This window comes from Enterococcus cecorum DSM 20682 = ATCC 43198 (assembly GCF_000407565.1).
Classification (GTDB): domain Bacteria; phylum Bacillota; class Bacilli; order Lactobacillales; family Enterococcaceae; genus Enterococcus_E; species Enterococcus_E cecorum.
In genome coordinates this window covers 106,715-123,395 of record NZ_ASWI01000003.1, presented here as the reverse complement: position 1 = coordinate 123,395, position 16,681 = coordinate 106,715, and the positions used below count along the sequence as shown (strand labels likewise).

Annotated in this window: 15 protein-coding genes and 1 pseudogene; 13 read left to right on the top strand and 3 right to left on the bottom strand. The window is 36.5% G+C overall.

Translation table 11 applies throughout. The features are described 5' to 3' along the window. Nucleotides 1–45: 45 nt before the first annotated feature. Nucleotides 46–1,032, bottom strand: a complete 987-nt coding sequence (locus I567_RS01280) for a LacI family DNA-binding transcriptional regulator (RefSeq protein WP_016250448.1) — start codon at nucleotides 1,030–1,032, stop codon at nucleotides 46–48. Between the two features lie 299 nt (nucleotides 1,033–1,331). Between I567_RS01280 and I567_RS01275 the strand changes: the two genes are divergently transcribed. From I567_RS01275 to I567_RS01250, 6 genes are all read left to right on the top strand, one after another. Next, nucleotides 1,332–2,141, top strand: coding sequence for a PTS mannose/fructose/sorbose/N-acetylgalactosamine transporter subunit IIC (locus tag I567_RS01275; protein WP_016250447.1), 810 nt, complete (start codon nucleotides 1,332–1,334; stop codon nucleotides 2,139–2,141). After that, the gene (locus I567_RS01270) at nucleotides 2,128–2,940 is read left to right on the top strand and encodes a PTS system mannose/fructose/sorbose family transporter subunit IID (RefSeq protein WP_016250446.1); all 813 of its coding nucleotides are present in this window, start codon (nucleotides 2,128–2,130) and stop codon (nucleotides 2,938–2,940) included. Before I567_RS01275 ends, I567_RS01270 begins: the two co-directional genes overlap by 14 nt. Nucleotides 2,941–2,964: 24 nt before the next feature. Further along, nucleotides 2,965–4,434 (top strand): manganese-dependent arylsulfatase, encoded by a 1,470-nt coding sequence (locus tag I567_RS01265; RefSeq protein ID WP_016250445.1) that lies wholly within the window; start codon nucleotides 2,965–2,967, stop codon nucleotides 4,432–4,434. Nucleotides 4,435–4,463: 29 nt separating this feature from the next. Next, nucleotides 4,464–5,585, top strand: coding sequence for a radical SAM/SPASM domain-containing protein (locus tag I567_RS01260; RefSeq protein WP_016250444.1), 1,122 nt, complete (start codon nucleotides 4,464–4,466; stop codon nucleotides 5,583–5,585). Then, nucleotides 5,582–6,355, top strand: coding sequence for a sulfite exporter TauE/SafE family protein (locus I567_RS01255; RefSeq protein ID WP_016250443.1), 774 nt, complete (start codon nucleotides 5,582–5,584; stop codon nucleotides 6,353–6,355). The genes I567_RS01260 and I567_RS01255 overlap by 4 nt, the downstream gene beginning before the upstream one ends. 76 nt (nucleotides 6,356–6,431) lie before the next feature. Continuing rightward, entirely contained in the window at nucleotides 6,432–6,740 is a 309-nt protein-coding gene (locus I567_RS01250; protein WP_016250442.1) for a PTS lactose/cellobiose transporter subunit IIA, read from the top strand. A 320-nt stretch (nucleotides 6,741–7,060) separates the two neighbouring features. Here I567_RS01250 and I567_RS13140 read toward each other — a convergent pair. Beyond that, nucleotides 7,061–8,422 (bottom strand): annotated as a pseudogene (locus tag I567_RS13140) (ISL3 family transposase). 281 nt (nucleotides 8,423–8,703) lie between these two features. Here I567_RS13140 and I567_RS01240 point away from each other — a divergent pair. From I567_RS01240 to celB, 6 genes are all read left to right on the top strand, one after another. Continuing rightward, nucleotides 8,704–9,036 (top strand): PTS sugar transporter subunit IIB, encoded by a 333-nt coding sequence (locus I567_RS01240; protein ID WP_016250439.1) that lies wholly within the window; start codon nucleotides 8,704–8,706, stop codon nucleotides 9,034–9,036. A 19-nt stretch (nucleotides 9,037–9,055) separates the two neighbouring features. After that, nucleotides 9,056–9,418, top strand: a complete 363-nt coding sequence (locus I567_RS01235) for a PTS lactose/cellobiose transporter subunit IIA (protein ID WP_016250438.1) — start codon at nucleotides 9,056–9,058, stop codon at nucleotides 9,416–9,418. A gap of 58 nt (nucleotides 9,419–9,476) precedes the next feature. After that, nucleotides 9,477–10,565, top strand: coding sequence for a DUF871 domain-containing protein (locus tag I567_RS01230; RefSeq protein WP_016250437.1), 1,089 nt, complete (start codon nucleotides 9,477–9,479; stop codon nucleotides 10,563–10,565). Between the two features lie 269 nt (nucleotides 10,566–10,834). Beyond that, nucleotides 10,835–12,271, top strand: a complete 1,437-nt coding sequence (locus I567_RS01225; protein ID WP_016250436.1) for a 6-phospho-beta-glucosidase — start codon at nucleotides 10,835–10,837, stop codon at nucleotides 12,269–12,271. Nucleotides 12,272–12,336: 65 nt separating this feature from the next. Then, the gene (locus tag I567_RS01220; RefSeq protein ID WP_016250435.1) at nucleotides 12,337–12,831 is read left to right on the top strand and encodes a hypothetical protein; all 495 of its coding nucleotides are present in this window, start codon (nucleotides 12,337–12,339) and stop codon (nucleotides 12,829–12,831) included. A gap of 22 nt (nucleotides 12,832–12,853) precedes the next feature. Further along, the gene (gene celB, locus I567_RS01215) at nucleotides 12,854–14,200 is read left to right on the top strand and encodes a PTS cellobiose transporter subunit IIC (protein WP_016250434.1); all 1,347 of its coding nucleotides are present in this window, start codon (nucleotides 12,854–12,856) and stop codon (nucleotides 14,198–14,200) included. Between the two features lie 99 nt (nucleotides 14,201–14,299). On the opposite strand, the gene I567_RS01210 is transcribed toward celB, so the two are convergent. Continuing rightward, complete coding sequence (locus tag I567_RS01210) at nucleotides 14,300–15,013, bottom strand: GntR family transcriptional regulator (RefSeq protein WP_016250433.1); 714 nt, start codon at nucleotides 15,011–15,013, stop codon at nucleotides 14,300–14,302. Nucleotides 15,014–15,193: 180 nt separating this feature from the next. Here I567_RS01210 and I567_RS01205 point away from each other — a divergent pair, with 180 nt between their 5' ends. Beyond that, nucleotides 15,194–16,675, top strand: a complete 1,482-nt coding sequence (locus tag I567_RS01205) for a glycoside hydrolase family 1 protein (protein WP_016250432.1) — start codon at nucleotides 15,194–15,196, stop codon at nucleotides 16,673–16,675. Nucleotides 16,676–16,681: the final 6 nt, after the last annotated feature.

The window sequence follows — 16,681 nt, the reverse complement described above, 5'->3', positions numbered from 1 at the left end:
CAAATTCTAAAAAAGCGTGTTGCCAAAGTGTATGGCAACACGTTTTTAGGTTTCTTTAATCAGTAATTTTGTACCGGTGATGATATTTACAGGCGTATTTTGTTGGCCATTCATAATACTTTGAATCAAAATGGCTCCATAAGTCCCCATTTGGCTGGCATTCAACTCAACGGTACTAAGTTTAGGGGTCATATAATTACCTACCTCTACATTACCAAAGCCAATGATTCGAACTTGTTCTGGACATGGAATTTGTCGTTCATTCAATGCTCGTAATGCTCCGATGGCCATAGTATCGCTATTGATAAAAAAGGCAGTAGGCAAATCCTCTTTTAGCGTATCGATTGCTTGAATCATTTGTTGATAACCACTATCAATGCTAAAATCTCCTAAGAAAATATAGTCTTCGTTTAATTTTCCGCGTTTTTTCATCTCGTCACGAAAAGTTTTTGCTCGTGGATCCATAATGTGATTTTTTAAACTATATTTATTCTTTCCTTCAATCATACCAATTTTTTCATGACCTTCTTGTTCGAAATATTCAATAATTTTTGTCACCGAATATTTGAAATCAATAGTTACGCAGCTGATATCTTCATAAAGCGTATCTTGATTGATGATAACTAGAGGTTTGTTTAAATTTCTTAATTGTTGCATATTCTTTCCGTGATATTCTCCAACTGCAATAATCCCATCAATAGTATTTTCATCCGGTAATGAATCATTAAAATCAGAACGAATAATTTTGTATCCGGCAGTTTTTAATGTACTTTCCAATCCCCACAAAATAGAGCGCATAAAGAGATCAGCGAGTGTAATTTCTTTTGTATACCAATTTGTAATGGCGATGGTACCAATAGCATTATTCGTATTTTTATTACTTTTTACTATATAATTGAGTTTTTCGGCAACAGCTAAAACTCTTTTTCGGGTCTCTAAACTGACTTGAATGCTTTCATCCCCGTTTAATATGCGTGAAACTGTACTGCTTGAAACATTGGCTAATTCAGCGATTTCTTTGATTGTCGGCATCATGATTCTCCTTTACAGCGTATTCATTTCCATTATATCAAAAAAATAAGTGTTGCTACAAAAAAATCTCAAATTGTTCAAACAAGCAATCTCCCGACTAAATATATTTACTAAAACTATTGAAATTTAGTAAATATAGAGTTAAAATGAAAATGAAAACGGAAACATGGTGCGTGTGATTAATAAAAGTTATGAGGGATAGGGCTTTTGGACGCTTCATGAAAAAGAGGTTAATGGGTGCAAAGATTGTGTGGTAAGCAAACAAAGCTTAATAAATTAAAAATGAGGAGGAGTTTTTGATGAGCGAAATATCCACAGTACAAATCATCTTGCTAACAATATTAGCAATGTTAGGAGGGATTGATCCATATATTTCCGGTTTACAATTGAGCAAACCCGCAATTGCAGGATTTTTAGCTGGAATTATCATGGGAGATATTCAAACAGGGCTTTTAGTTGGCGCAACATTACAATTGATGGTTTTAGGTGTAGGAACTTTTGGTGGTGCTTCTATCCCTGATTTTGGTACAGGCGCAATCATTGGAACCGCATTAGGAGTTGTGAGTAATAAAGGATTAGAATTTGCGATAGGGATTTCTGTGCCAGTGGGATTGTTATTGGTGCAATTAGATATTTTGGCTCGTTTTTGTGGTATCTATTTCTTGCACCGCGCAGATAAATATGTGGAACAAGGCGAATTTCATAAAATTAATCGCGTGGCTTGGCTGAGCTTATTACCTATTGCACTTTCAAGAGGGATTCCAGTGGGGATTTCATTGATTTTCGGTAATGCAGTTGTGAAAACCATCTTAACCTATGCACCAGATTGGTTAATGGGTGGACTAAAATTGGCCGGTGCAGTCTTACCGGTTGTCGGAATTGCCATTTTGTTAAGATACTTGCCAGTTAAAAAATTTGTACCATATTTGATTATCGGTTATTTATTAGCAGCTTACTTACAAGTACCGATGATGGGAATTGCCCTATTTGGTTTAGCATTAGCAATTATTTACTATAAGAAATTACAAGAAAAACGCCAGATCCAAGAAAAATTACAAAACTCAGTAGCTGTGGCTGTGGAAGGAGAAATTGACGATGACGAAATCTAATTATGAATTAACCCCACAAGATTTACGCCAAGTGAGTCTACGTTATATGTTTGGTGGACAACTAGGATGGAACTATGAAAGAATGATGTCAGTAGCTTATGCACGTGCGATTTATCCTGCCTTAGCAAAAATGTATGACGATAAGGATGAGTTAAAGGCAATCATGCAAACGGAGCTACAATTCTTTAATACGAGTCCTTTCCTCAGCGCTTTTATTATCGGTATGGACCTAGCCATTCAATCAGAAGAAGGAATTGAATCTAAAGAAACAGTAGCTGCCTTAAAGACAAGTATGATGGGTCCGTTTGCTGCTATTGGTGATGCTTTATTCGGTGCAGTAATTCCTACAATTTTAGGGTCATTAGCTGCCTATATGGGATTAGAAGGGAATCCATTAGGGGTTATTCTATGGCTAGTCGTTGCAGCGATTATTTTAGGCCTACGTTATTTTGAATTACCAATTGCTTATAAACAAGGAAAGAAATTGATTTCAACCATGAGTGGCTTGCTTCAAGATTTAACCGAGTCTGCTACGTTGTTAGGTGTGTTAGTCATTGGTGGTTTGGTACCGACAGTTGTAAAAGTAATGGTGCCTTTTAAAATTGTAATAGGTAAAAAAGACGTTTTATTACAAACGGATATGCTTGACAAAATTATGCCAGCGCTTGTGCCAATAGCGCTTGTAGGATTAGCTTATTATTTGCTAGGAAAGAAGAGCTTAAATTCAACACGAGTAATTTGGATTTTCTTGATTTTATCAATTATCTGCTATAGTTTGAAGATTTTAGCTATCGGATAATTTATTTAGAAAGGGAGGGTATTAATGTCAGATAGTAGACCAAATGTAGTGCTTATTGTTGTCGATCAAATGCGTTCAGATGCATTGTCTATCAATAGTGTGGATCAGTTCATCAGTACACCGACTTTAGACATGATGGCAAGTCAAGGTTATAACTTTGAAAATGCTTATTCTACCGTCCCAAGTTGTGTTCCAGCTAGAGTTGGCTTATTAACTGGATTAAATCCTGAACATTCTGGTAGAGTGGGCTATGAAGATGAGGTAAATTGGGATTATGAAAATACTTTACCTGCATTTTTTAGAAATGAAGGCTATCAAACGGAATGTATAGGAAAAATGCATGTCTATCCTTCTAGAAAACGGTTAGGCTTCGACCATGTTCGATTGCATGATGGTTATTTGCATGTGGATCGCAAGTATGATAAGCGATACGGGGAACAGTTTGAAAATAGTAGTGATTACTTGAAATTTTTAAAAAGCGAATTAGGTTTTCATGCGGATATGATCGATGATGGGCTGCATTGCAATTCATGGCAGGCAAGACCTTGGATGCATGAAGAGTATTTACATCCAACCAATTGGGTAGTTAGCGAGGCGATTGATTTCTTGAAAACCAAGGATCCCACTGTCCCATTTTTCTTGAAATTATCTTTTGAAAAACCACATGCCCCTTTAAATCCGCCGAAATATTATTTTGACCAATATATGCAAAGATTAACAGAAGATATTGATCTGCATATTGGCAATTGGGAAGAAAAACCTACAGGCGTACCAGATATTACAGCGCTAAAGGGATGCCTAAAACCCGACGCACAAAAGAGAATGCTTGCTGGCTATTACGGTCTTGTCTCACATATTGATGAACAGATTAATCGATTATTGATTGCTTTAAAAGAATTTCGACATGATAAAAATACGATTATTTGTTTTGTTTCTGACCATGGGGACCAGCTAGGAGAGCACTATCTATTCCGAAAAGGCTATCCCTATCAAGGAAGTATCCATATTCCCTTGTTTATTTATGATCCAGGCAATCTCATCGAAGCGCCGAATCATAAAATACGCAGATTAGTGCAATTACAAGATATTTTTCCGACTTTGGTGGATCTTGCATTGAAGAAAGAGGCAAAAACAGATGGAATGAGTATGCAATCTCTGTTGTTTGATTGTCATGCAGGTTGGCGTAAACAAATTCATGGAGAGCATAGTCTTGGGGAAGATTCAAGTCAATTTATTCTTACAGAAAAGTACAAGTTTATTTGGTACCCTGTAAAAAATGAATATCAACTCTTTGATTTACAGCTTGATCCATTTGAACAAAATAATTTAGTAAATATAGAACAATTTAGTTATTTAGTAAATGAATTCAAAGAAAATATGGTGCAGATTTTGCAGCATCGGGAAGAAGGATTTGTGCAGAATAATCAATTAGTCCAAGTACCATTGGCGCATATTACTGCCACATTAAAACACAGAAGCACAGCGAATGAATGAGACTCATACGAACAAAGGAGTGAATCAGCGTGAAACGGATTTCCATTTTGATTAAACCAGCTTCGTCGTTATGCAATATTCGGTGCAAATACTGCTTTTACGCTGATGTTTCCTCCTTAAGAGAAGTCAAATCTTATGGCAAAATGACCAAAGAGACGGTTGAAAAAATGGTGCCCAATCTCTTTAAAGACTTAAATGATGGGGATGAACTCCATTTGGCTTTTCAAGGGGGAGAGCCTACTTTAGCTGGATTGAATTATTTTAAGCATGTCATCCATTGTGTTGAGCAACAGACCAAAAAGGTGAATGTTAGTTATGCCATTCAAACCAATGGCATGATTATCAATGAAAAATGGTGCCAATTTCTCAAAGAAAACAACTTTTTGGTAGGTTTATCTATTGATGGGACCCCTACTTTTCATGATAAAAATCGCTTAGACGCCAAACAAAATGGGACTTTTCATCGAGTGTTACAGACAAAAAAATTATTTGACCAATATGAAATAGCCTACAATGTTTTATGCGTGGTAACGGAAGAATTGTCCTACCACGCCAAAGAAGTCTTTGATTTTATCCAGCAACAAGGGATTTCATACATCCAGTTTATCCCTTGTCTAGCAGAACTCAATGCGACAGAACCTAATTCATACGCTTTAACCCCTCAAGGATATGCTCGTTTTTATCGCGAAATGCTTTCGTACTGGCAAAAAGAATTAACTAAAGGACATTATTTCTCAATTAAGCAATTTGATGACATTATCAATTTATTGGTGCGCCATCAAGTTACTGCTTGTGGCATGCTAGGGAATTGTCAAATCCAATATGTGATTGAAGGCGATGGCAGTGTCTTTCCTTGTGATTTTTATGCTTTGGACGAATATTATTTAGGAAATATTTGTGAAATTGGACTAAAAGAAATGTTTTTAAGTAAGGTTTCCAAGAGATTCTTATGTTCTCGTCCAACGGCTACTTTACCTAAAATGTGTGAGTCGTGTCCGTTTTACCAAATGTGTAGAGGAGGATGTAAACGATTGAATGAGGCGATGTATGTAGATCAACAAAATCAATTTTGCGGATATCAAACGTTATTAGAGGAATTTGTCCCACGAATCAATGAGTATTTGTATCTGTTGGAAGGATGCCGCCTATGATAGGAATTATCTATTTTTTAGTTATCATCCTAGCCAATAGCGTGGGAGCTGTCTCTGGGATGGGTGGCGGTGTGATTATTAAACCGGTGATGGACTTTTTCCATTTCCATGATGTCGCTTCTATTTCCTTTTATTCTAGCTTTGCTGTTTTAGTCATGGCGATGGTTTCGACTTATCGTCAAATCAAATACGGTTTTGAAATTAAGTGGTCGAAAATGATGGCTTTGGCAGTAGGGGCTGTTTTAGGTGGTTATCTTGGCAATTTTGGTTTTTATTTTATGAAGTCATTTTACCATTCAGACTCAATCGTCAACGGCATTCAAATTATTTTAACGATTATTACTTTGGTGGCGGCGTTTCTCTATTCTTATCAGAGTAAACATTTTGCGTTTCATTCCCTTCTTAGTTTTGCCATTTGTGGGCTAGCTTTAGGTATACTTGCTAGTTTTCTCGGTATTGGTGGGGGCCCGATTAATGTTTCATTGTTGATTTTAATGTTTGGAATGCCGTTAAAAGAGGCGACGATTTACTCGATTTGTACCATTTTATTTTCTCAATTAACCAAGGTGATTACGGTTGGTGTATCTACCCATTTCATAGGGATTGATTTGAAAATGTTAATGTATATTATACCGGCAGCCGTTTTAGGTGGAATTATCGGAGCGTTTTTAAGCAAACAACTAAAAACAGCCCAAGTTAGAAAGGTGTATCAAGTGGTGGTTTTGCTTGTGATTACGCTGAATATGTATAATGGCATACGGTTCATTTAGGCGGACCATCTTAACAAATATTGATTCTTCAAGCATAATAGTAGAAAACGTTTGCTTAGAGAGTGAGGGGTTCGACATGTCATCAGAAAAGACGCCAGAACAGCGAAATCAAGAACAATTAACCACGGAAATGGGCCTCATTATTCATGGTGGAAATGCTAAAAGTTTATTCTTTGAGGCGACCTGTGCAGCGAAAAAGGGCGATTTTGAACAAGCGTATCAGAAACTAAAAGAAGCGGATGAAGAATTATTAAATGCACACCAAACACAAACCCAAATACTCACTCAAGAGGCAGCGGGTCATCCAATAGAGGTGCATCTTTTAACTACCCATTCTCAAGACCATCTCATGAATGCACTCACTTTTAGAGAATTGGCTGAATAAATGGTTGAATTGCATAAAGAATTAGCGCTGATTAAGGCACAACTTTAGCTAAAGTTCGGATATACAATCAACGAATATCAAAAACAAGTAGGTGTTTAGAGGCTCTTTGTCAAGTAGTGTTGTTGGCAATTAAGTCGATTAGAGAGAAAGTTATTTTATGAATGCTTTCTCTTTTTTTTTTATTTTCTTTTCTTTTTTCAATCGACGCTTATGTACGAACAGGTGGCTGAAGTGTGCAAGGGTGGACTTGTCTACTTGCGTAGCCCTTGCACAGCTGTTAAAGCCATCTGTTACCATGTGTGGGCGATTGAGGAAAGGCTTTAAGCAGTTTTTCTTCTACATTTTCGTTTCTTTGGTTTTTTTCGTTTGCCAATTTTCTTCGTATAAAAAGATTCTTCTTCGCATATTTTCAAGGTTTCTAAATCCAAAAGAAACTCGTTGAAGAACTTTGATTAAATTGTTTTTACCTTCTAGTTTTCCGTTTGAATAAGGCAGTTTTAGAGCATTCTTTACATTGCGCGTTTGTTTGGTTAAGTATTTAATTGACTTTTTAAAATCTTTATCTAAGTCTTGAGGTAAGTTATAGAGAATATTGAAAAATTTGTTGTATTCCTTGTCTTTGAAGTGTCCGAGCAGCGTTTGATAAATCTCGTAACATTGCTTGAAGCCTTCATCAAATGAGAGTAAGGTATCTACAACTTCTGTTTGAGTGACGAATTTTTTATCGAATAATGGGTACTGTGAACGTTTCACGTAATCCAGATTATCCTCGTATGTTAAAACGAATTTCCAATATCTTTTTAATTTCGTATAGTGACGAGATTCCTTATTTTTTTGTTCTTTCATGACTTGAATTCGTTTATTATTCAAAGCACGATTCAATTGTTGGACAATCTGGAAACGATCAATGATTATTTCTGCATTAGGAAATATTTCTTTGATAGCATAAGGATAAGAGGCATTCATATCCATTACCACATATTTCACACGGCATCGGTTCTCCAAGTTAAAGTGCAGAAAATAGTCTTTAATCGCAAAATCCCTACGATAATTTAGAATATCAATAATTTTCCCAGTTTCTCCATCGCTAAAAATATAGCATAATTTTGTATTACAATCTTTCGTTCCTTTGAATTCATCAACCAATAGGCATTCAGGTAATTTTGGTAGGTATAAGGATTCACCTCATAAGTGTAGGACTTTAGGATACGTTCAACCGTTTTAGGGGAAACGAAGTAACGATTAGCAATATCAGTCATAGAACATTTCTGCTTTAAGTCATTAAGAATAGCGAATTTCAACGCTTTTGAAATGTAGCAATTTTCATCAACGATATTTGTAGTAGCACTGAAAGTATGATCGCAATCTTTACAACGATATCGCTGCTTGTATAAACGAAGATAAGTGGGAACCATTTGATAGGGAATCATTTGAATTAGGCTAGCTTTGGGCGTATGTTTAATGACGGAAACAATTCCGCCACATTTAGGGCAACAGTATGGATTTTCAGGGTATGAGAGTAAGCCGGAAAAGACTTTAGAAGGAACACCATGTACTATCTCTTCAGAAAGTGCATCCGCAAAAGTAGAGAAAGTAATATTATCATCTTTAATCGAAAGAAGTTTTTTGATAAAAGTAGTTGTACTTAGACAGTTTTTTTTGATATTATTTAGTAAAGACATCTTGTTTTACTCCTTAATGGTTTTGGTCGACTTAATTATAGAGGAAACAGATGTCTTTTTCTATTATTATGATTATAAAAAAGATATTCAGTGTTATCCTCCATTTGAGTAACAACACTAAATATCATAGACTCGTAAAAGGTAGGTAGCTGATTTTTTATGAAAGGTGTGTGATATTTTTATTTGTTCCTACTTGAAAAATTTGTACCAATATGTTATAACTATTGTGTAATCAGAAAACGTTTGCATCTAGATGAAAGATGTGCGTAGGAGGAATTATTATGGCAAAAGAAACAATTATGTTATGTTGTGCAGCAGGGATGTCTACAAGTTTATTAGTGACAAAAATGAAAGAAGCTGCCGAAAAACAAGGAAAAGACGCAGAAATTTTTGCCGTTTCAGCGAGTGAAGCGGATCATGAATTAGATTCAAAGAAAATTGACGTGGTATTATTAGGCCCACAAGTTCGTTACATGCAAAACGACTTCAAGAAAAAATTAGCTGGCCGTAACAATGGCGCAGATATTCCTTTAGCAGTCATCGATATGCGTGCATATGGTATGATGGATGGTGCCGCAGTCGTTACTCAAGCCTATGAATTAATGGGTAAATAATTAGGTAAAGAGGGATAAAATGGCAGAGGAAAAAACAAAAGAACAACGCGACCAAGAACAATTAATGGCAACCATGGGGCTAATTATCAATGGTGGGAATGCCAAAAGTTTAGCATTTGAAGCGATTTATGCAGCCAAAGAAGGCAAATTTGACGAAGCACAAGAAAAGCTAAAAGAAGCTGATGAAGCTTTAGTAGAAGCACATAATTCACAAACAGAAATGCTAGCACAAGAAGCAGCTGGTCATCCAGTAGAAGTGCATTTATTAACAGTCCATTCACAAGATCACTTAATGAATGCAATTACTTTCAAGGATTTAGCTGGTGAAGTGGTGGCTATCCATCAAGAATTAGCTGAAATTAAAGCCAAATTAGCAGAATAAAATCAAATTGTAAAAGGGGGCAAATTTTTCGTCCCCTTTTTTGTTAGGAGGTATGATTTTGAAACGCGAATTAGGAGTTTCTATCTATCCAGATCACAGTGATGCCCAAAAAGACCGCCAATATCTCAAACGCGCAGCTGAATTAGGTTTTACGCGGCTATTTATGAGTATGTTAGAAGTCAGCGAAGGTAAAGAAGCAGTCAAGGCGAAGTTCCAATCGATTATCCATTATGCCAAAGAGTTAGGCTTTGAAGTGAGTTTGGATGTTTCACCGGCGATTTTCTCTCAGCTTGGTATATCTTATCAGGATTTAGGATTTTTTGCGGAACTAGGCGCAGATATTGTCCGTTTAGATGAAAGTTTTGATAGCGCTACCGAGGCGATGTTGACGTATAATCCATACCAATTAAATATCGAATTAAATATGAGCAATAACGTCTTACAACTGGAAAATATGCTTTCTTACCAAGCCAATCGCCCATTTATTTACGGCTGCCATAACTTCTATCCGCAACGCAATACCGGCTTAGGTTATGATTTCTTTATCGATTGTTCGCGTCATTATAAAGCACAAGGCATTAAGACCGCAGCGTTTGTTTCCAGTCATGTTGGCAATCTAGGCCCTTGGAATGTCAATGATGGTCTGCCTACTTTAGAAATGCACCGTGATTTACCGATTGACGTCCAAGCCAAACATTTATTTGCGACTGATTTAATCGATGTGGTGATTATCGGTAATGCTTATGCGAGTGAGGAAGAATTAGTGGCCTTATCGCAAGTCAATCGTTATCAAATCGAATTGACAGTTGAAACAGTGCCGGACATCTCGCCAATTGAAGAAAAAATTATTGATTATCCGCAACACGTGCGACGCGGAGACATCAATGAATTTGCGGTCCGTTCTTCTCAACCACGTGTCATTTACAAAGATGTGGCTAATCCTGCACATGACCATCAAGCGCCTTTTGCTTATGGGGATGTCGTGATTGGCAATGATGACTTTGATCGTTACAAGAATGAATTACAGATTGTCTTGACCGCGCACGAAGATTCTCGTAAAAATAAAGTCGGCAAAATCGCTAAAGAAGAGCAAATTTTACTACCATTTATTCAACCATGGACAAAATTCAAACTCAAACGCAAATAAAACCATTTCGGAAGTTTCTTTCAATAGAAGCTTCTTTTTTTGTACTGGGTGTTGTGAATTTTATTTTTAACCCTCTAAATAATGAAAACTGTTTTTTTAATATAATAAAACACATTATATAAAGCTTGATAATAGCCACTTGAATACTGATTATTTGATGAAATTTTATTTTTTAATTGATTAGCACTTGACTAATTTGTACCAATCAATTAAACTTATGGGTGTAATGAGAAAGCGTTTTACAAAAAGTGCTTAAGGAGCGAATTGTAATGACAAAATTACCAGAAAACTTTTTATGGGGCGGTGCGGTGGCTGCCCATCAATTAGAAGGTGCTTGGCAAGAAGGTGGAAAGGGAATGAGCGTTGCCGATGTGATGACTGCGGGTCGTCATGGGGTACCACGTGAAATTACTGACGGTGTCTTACCAGGTAAATATTATCCAAACCATGAAGCGATTGATTTTTATCATCACTATAAAGAAGATATCGCCTTATTTGCAGAAATGGGCTTCAAGTGTTTTCGTACTTCGATTGCTTGGACACGTATTTTTCCAAAAGGCGATGAGTTAGAGCCAAATGAAGCGGGTCTACAATTTTATGATGATTTGTTTGATGAATGCTTAAAACACGGCATCGAACCAGTCGTCACTTTATCTCACTTTGAGTTGCCATTCCATTTAGTCAAAGAATATGGTGGCTTTACGAACCGCAAGACCATTGATTTCTTTGTTCGTTTTGCAACGGTTTGTTTTGAACGCTATAAAGATAAAGTGAAATATTGGATGACTTTTAATGAAATCAATAACCAAGCAAATTATCAAGAAGATTTCGCCCCATTTACCAACTCAGGAATTGTTTATAAAGAAGGCGATGATCGTGAAGCGATTATGTATCAAGCCGCACACTATGAGTTAGTGGCATCAGCATTAGCAGTCAAAGCCGGTAAAGCAATCAACCCTAATTTTGAAATCGGTTGTATGATTGCGATGTGTCCGATTTATCCAGCTACATGTAAACCAGCTGATATCTTGATGGCGCAAAAAGCGATGGAAAAACGTTATTACTTCGCTGATGTTCATATCCATGGTTTCTATCCAAATCATATTTTGAAATACTGGGAACGTAAAGGGATCAAGGTCGACTTCACTAAAGAAGATGAACAAATCTTACGTGAAGGTACGGTTGATTATATTGGATTTAGTTATTATATGTCCTTTGCGATTGATAGTCATCGCAAAAATAATCCACACTTTGACTACCTTGAAACAGAAGACTTAGTGAAAAATCCATATGTCAAAGCGAGTGAATGGGATTGGCAAATTGATCCACAAGGCTTACGTTACAGCTTGAATTGGTTTACTGATATGTATCATTTGCCATTATTCATTGTTGAAAATGGTTTTGGTGCTATTGATAAGGTCGAAGAAGATGGTATGGTGCATGATGATTATCGTATTGAATATTTAGGTGCCCATATTAAAGAAATGATCAAAGCCGTGGATGAAGATGGTGTTGATTTGATGGGCTACACTCCTTGGGGCTGTATCGATTTAGTGTCAGCCGGTACAGGAGAAATGCGTAAACGTTATGGCTTTATTTATGTAGATAAAGACGATGAAGGTAACGGTACTTATGCGCGTTCACCTAAATTATCTTTCAACTGGTATAAAGAAGTCATTGCTTCAAATGGCGAAAATTTATTTTAGATTTTAAGTTGCTTCTATCTTTTAGTGAAGTAAACAATGATAAATGCTACTGGAGGAGTATGAGAATGGTTAATCAAGAAAAGATTGCTTTAAAACAAAGAAGACAGGAAACGAGCTTGAACACCATGTATTTCAATCGTTATTTGCTCATTCGCTACATGACGGCTGCTTACTTCTTCAGTAACATGCATTGGGCGTTTTTACTAATTGGTTATCATCAAATGACAGCCATTATACCAATCACGCTATTTTTAGTAGGGATTTTGGTGGTAATTGAACAAGTGAAAAAATATTGGCACAAGGAAAGTCGACTACCCTTTGCAAAATATTATTATTACGCTCAAGGTTTGGTCAATCTTGTGGGGATTTTAAGCTATTTGACGCCTTTTTCTGACCAACTATTTCCATTTATGTCTGCAAAAGGTATGCTACCGATGATTTTATGGCTTGGTTTAGGATTAGTTGGGTGTGTCATTTTAGAAAAAAGAATTCATGCGATTGAACAAAATAAAGATCGTGCGTTAACTATCATCAAAGAATATGAAGCAACTTTAAAATAAAAATTACAAAGGAGATTTTATTATGGAAAACAACAAGGCTTTTGCATTTTTAGAAAAGTACTTAATGGGTCCTATGGGTAAGATGAGTCAGTGGCGTATCGTACGCGGTGTGATGGCCGCTGGGATGGCATCAATTCCATTTACAATTGTCGGATCGATGTTCTTAGTATTGAATATTTTACCTGATACAATGGAATTTTTACGTGGATTTTTTGAAGCAACATTCTTCAAAGTAAGTTCGCTATACATGGTTGCCAATACCGCAACTATGGGTATATTGGCATTATATTTTTGTATTGTTTTCGCCTATGAATACACTAAAATTCATCATGATGAAGAAAAAGTAGATGTGAACCCTCTAACAGGGGCTTTACTTGCAATGTTTGCTTTCTTCATGTGTATTCCAGAATTGATTTTCAAAGATGGTACGATGACTTTATTACAAATTGTCGATGAAAAGAATGGAGCCTTCACCATTAACGGGGTAACAATGGGAAATACAATCTCTCGCTTAGGTTCAACAGGTATCTTTACAGGAATTATCGTGGGTATTATTGCTGTTAAAATTTATGTATTCTGTGTCAAACGTAATATCATTGTAAAAATGCCTGATACCGTTCCAGCAGGGGTTTCTCGGTCATTTACCGCCTTGATTCCAACATTCTTTATTGCTTTTGCGATGATACTCATTGAAGGAATTTTAGTCTTCTTCCAAACAGATGTATTCAAATTAGTAGCCATTCCATTTGGATTTGTTGTTAATTTAACCAACACTTGGATTGGGATAATGGTTATTTACTTTATTATCCATGCTTTATGGATTGTAGGGATACATGGTGCAAATATCGTAACTGGACTATTAACTCCAATTGTTTTATCAAATATGGAAGCAAACCAAGCAGGTGCACACATTCCGTTTGCTGGTGAATTCCAAAACTCATTCGTTGTAATGGGTGGTTCTGGTTCTACTTTAGGATTATGTATTTTTATCGCATTCTTTGCAAAATCAGCTCAATTAGGTGCGTTAGGTAAAGCGGCATTAGTTCCTTCATTCTTTAATATTAACGAACCAATTATTTTTGGGTTACCAGTAGTGTATAACCCATTTGTTGCTATTCCATTCTTCTTGGCACCAATGACAGCTGCTACAATTGGTTATTTTGCAATTAAATTACAAATGATTGCTCCTCCAATTGCGCAAGTGCCATGGCCAACTCCAATTGGTATCGGTGCATTTATTGGATCAGGTGGTGACTGGAAAGCGCTAGTTGTATCATTAATTTGTGGTATCGCAGCCTTCTTAGTTTACTTCCCATTCATTAAATTCTATGACAATAAATTATACAAAGAAGAACAAGCTGCAGCATAATGCTGAATTTGTTCAATAATAAAAGAGATAGCTCAATATCTGGGCTATCTCTTTTTTTACATAAAAAAACTTCTCATTATAAAACGAGAAGTTAAGATATTAATGTAAATAGTTACTAACATGGAAGTATATAGATAGTTCTTTTTGGAAGTAATAGGATATCGAATAGTTAAAAGCTTGTTCATTTTTTAAGTAATTTATTTCCTCTACCTGAATCGTAGCCTGCCCTGATTCGCTACCAGTTAATGCAGCTTCTTCATCAGTAATATAATGAATCGAAATGTATTCATCTCCACGTTGAACAGAGACATTATAATGTTGAAATATAAATTGGAAAATCGATTTTTCGCATATTTCAGCTGATAAATAAGGAATAACTGATTTAAGGTAATAGGCATTTTCTAAACAGATCAACTCTTTTTCTGTATATCTTAGCCGTTGGACATAGTATACAAGCTCACCCATTGAACAATTTAGATATTTAGCAATTTCTTCATTTGCAGGTATAACTTCCAAGTGTAATACTTTTGAGTAAACAAAAAGAGGATTGCCTATTTGGTTATGTCCGGATTTATTCGCCATATTCATAATAGTCGTGTTATTGTGAAGTGGTTGTGTGATAAAGTAACCACTTCCTTGAATTCGCTTAATAAGTCCTTGGTTATAAAGAATTCCAAGTGCGTTACGAATTGTATTACGGCTTACTTCATACTCTTCTAGCAATTCTCCTTCGCTAGGTAGCTTATCTGTATACGCTTTAGTAAATATTTTATGTGCTAAATCCTTAGCGACTTCTTGATATTTGAGAGCCATTTTTTTTTGACACCTGCCTTTTTTCTTTTGTTATACATTAATTATAACACAATATTGTTAAAACGCTACCAAAAAATTAAATTTGTCCCAACAAATTTAATTGAACCCCTTGACCTATTAAACTAAGAAAAGGTAAAATAGTATAGTAGAAAACGATTACAGATATGGAGTGATTCACTAATGAGTTTACGAGAAGATTTCTTATGGGGTGGGGCCACGGCAGCCAACCAATATGAAGGCGGCTATGACCAAGATGGGAAAGGACTAAATGCCATTGATGTAATGACTAATGGTTCGCATACCACACCTAGACAAGTCACTTGGAAAAAAGCAGATGGCCAAACCGGCACGACACCACTTGTTTGGGGCAAGCCATTTGCATTTCCAAAAGATGCCATCCCAACGATTTTAGATGACTATTATTATCCAAGCCACACAGGAACCGACTTTTATCATCATTTAGAAGAAGATTTAGGATTGCTAGCAGAGATGGGCTTTAAATGCTATCGTTTCTCTATTAACTGGTCACGAATTTTCCCAAATGGCGATGACGAACAAGTCAACCAAGCCGGACTAGCCTTTTATGATCGCGTGGTGGACACTTGCTTACGTTTAGGAATGGAGCCGCTGGTGACATTATCACACTACGAAACCCCACTAAGTTTGGTGATTCGTTATAATGGTTGGTCAGATAGAAAGATGATTCCAATTTTTGAAAAATATGCTAAAACACTTTTTAATCACTTCAAAGGACGCGTGAAATACTGGTTAACCTTTAATGAAATCAACGCAATGGATCATGCGCCTTATATGGGTGGTGGCCTGTTAGATACTTCCGCTCAAAATCGTGCGCAAGGAGCTCATAATCAATTTGTGGCCTCCGCATTAGCCGTTAAAGCAGCCCATGAAATCGATCCAAATATGCAAGTCGGCCAGATGTTGGCTTGTAGCGCGATTTATACCTATACTTGTGATCCAAAAGACGCGCTTAAAGTGATGGAAGCCCAACAAAATGAACTTTTCTATGCCGATGTGCAAACGGGCGGACGTTATCCAGAATACCGTTTGAAAAAATATGCGCGCGAAGGCATTGTGTTAGAGGATTGCCCAGAAGATTATGAACTTATTGCCAAATATCCCGCAGACTTCTTGAGTTTTTCTTGCTATGGCTCGCATGTAGTGACCACGCATGAAAATACCGCCCAAGCAGAAGGAAACCTAGGCATGAATGGGGTGAAAAATCCTTATTTAGAAACCAATGCTTGGGGCTGGACAATTGATCCTTATTGTCTGCGCCTGACCTTAAATACACTTTGGGACAGATATCATAAACCACTATGGATTGTAGAAAATGGCTTAGGTTGGAGCGATGAATTAACACCAGATGGCAAAATACATGATGATTATCGTATCAATTACCTCAAAGCGAATCTAAAATCAATGAAAGACGCTGTGGAAATCGATGGGGTTGATTTGCTTGGATATACGATGTGGAGTGCAATTGACCTAGTTTCTAATGGCACAGGTGAAATGAAGAAACGTTATGGCTTTGTTTATGTAGACCGTGATGACCGTGGCAATGGTAGTTTGAAACGCTATAAGAAAGATTCCTTTGACTGGTATAAACAAGTCATTGCCACAAACGGAGAAAGTTTAGATTAAAACATA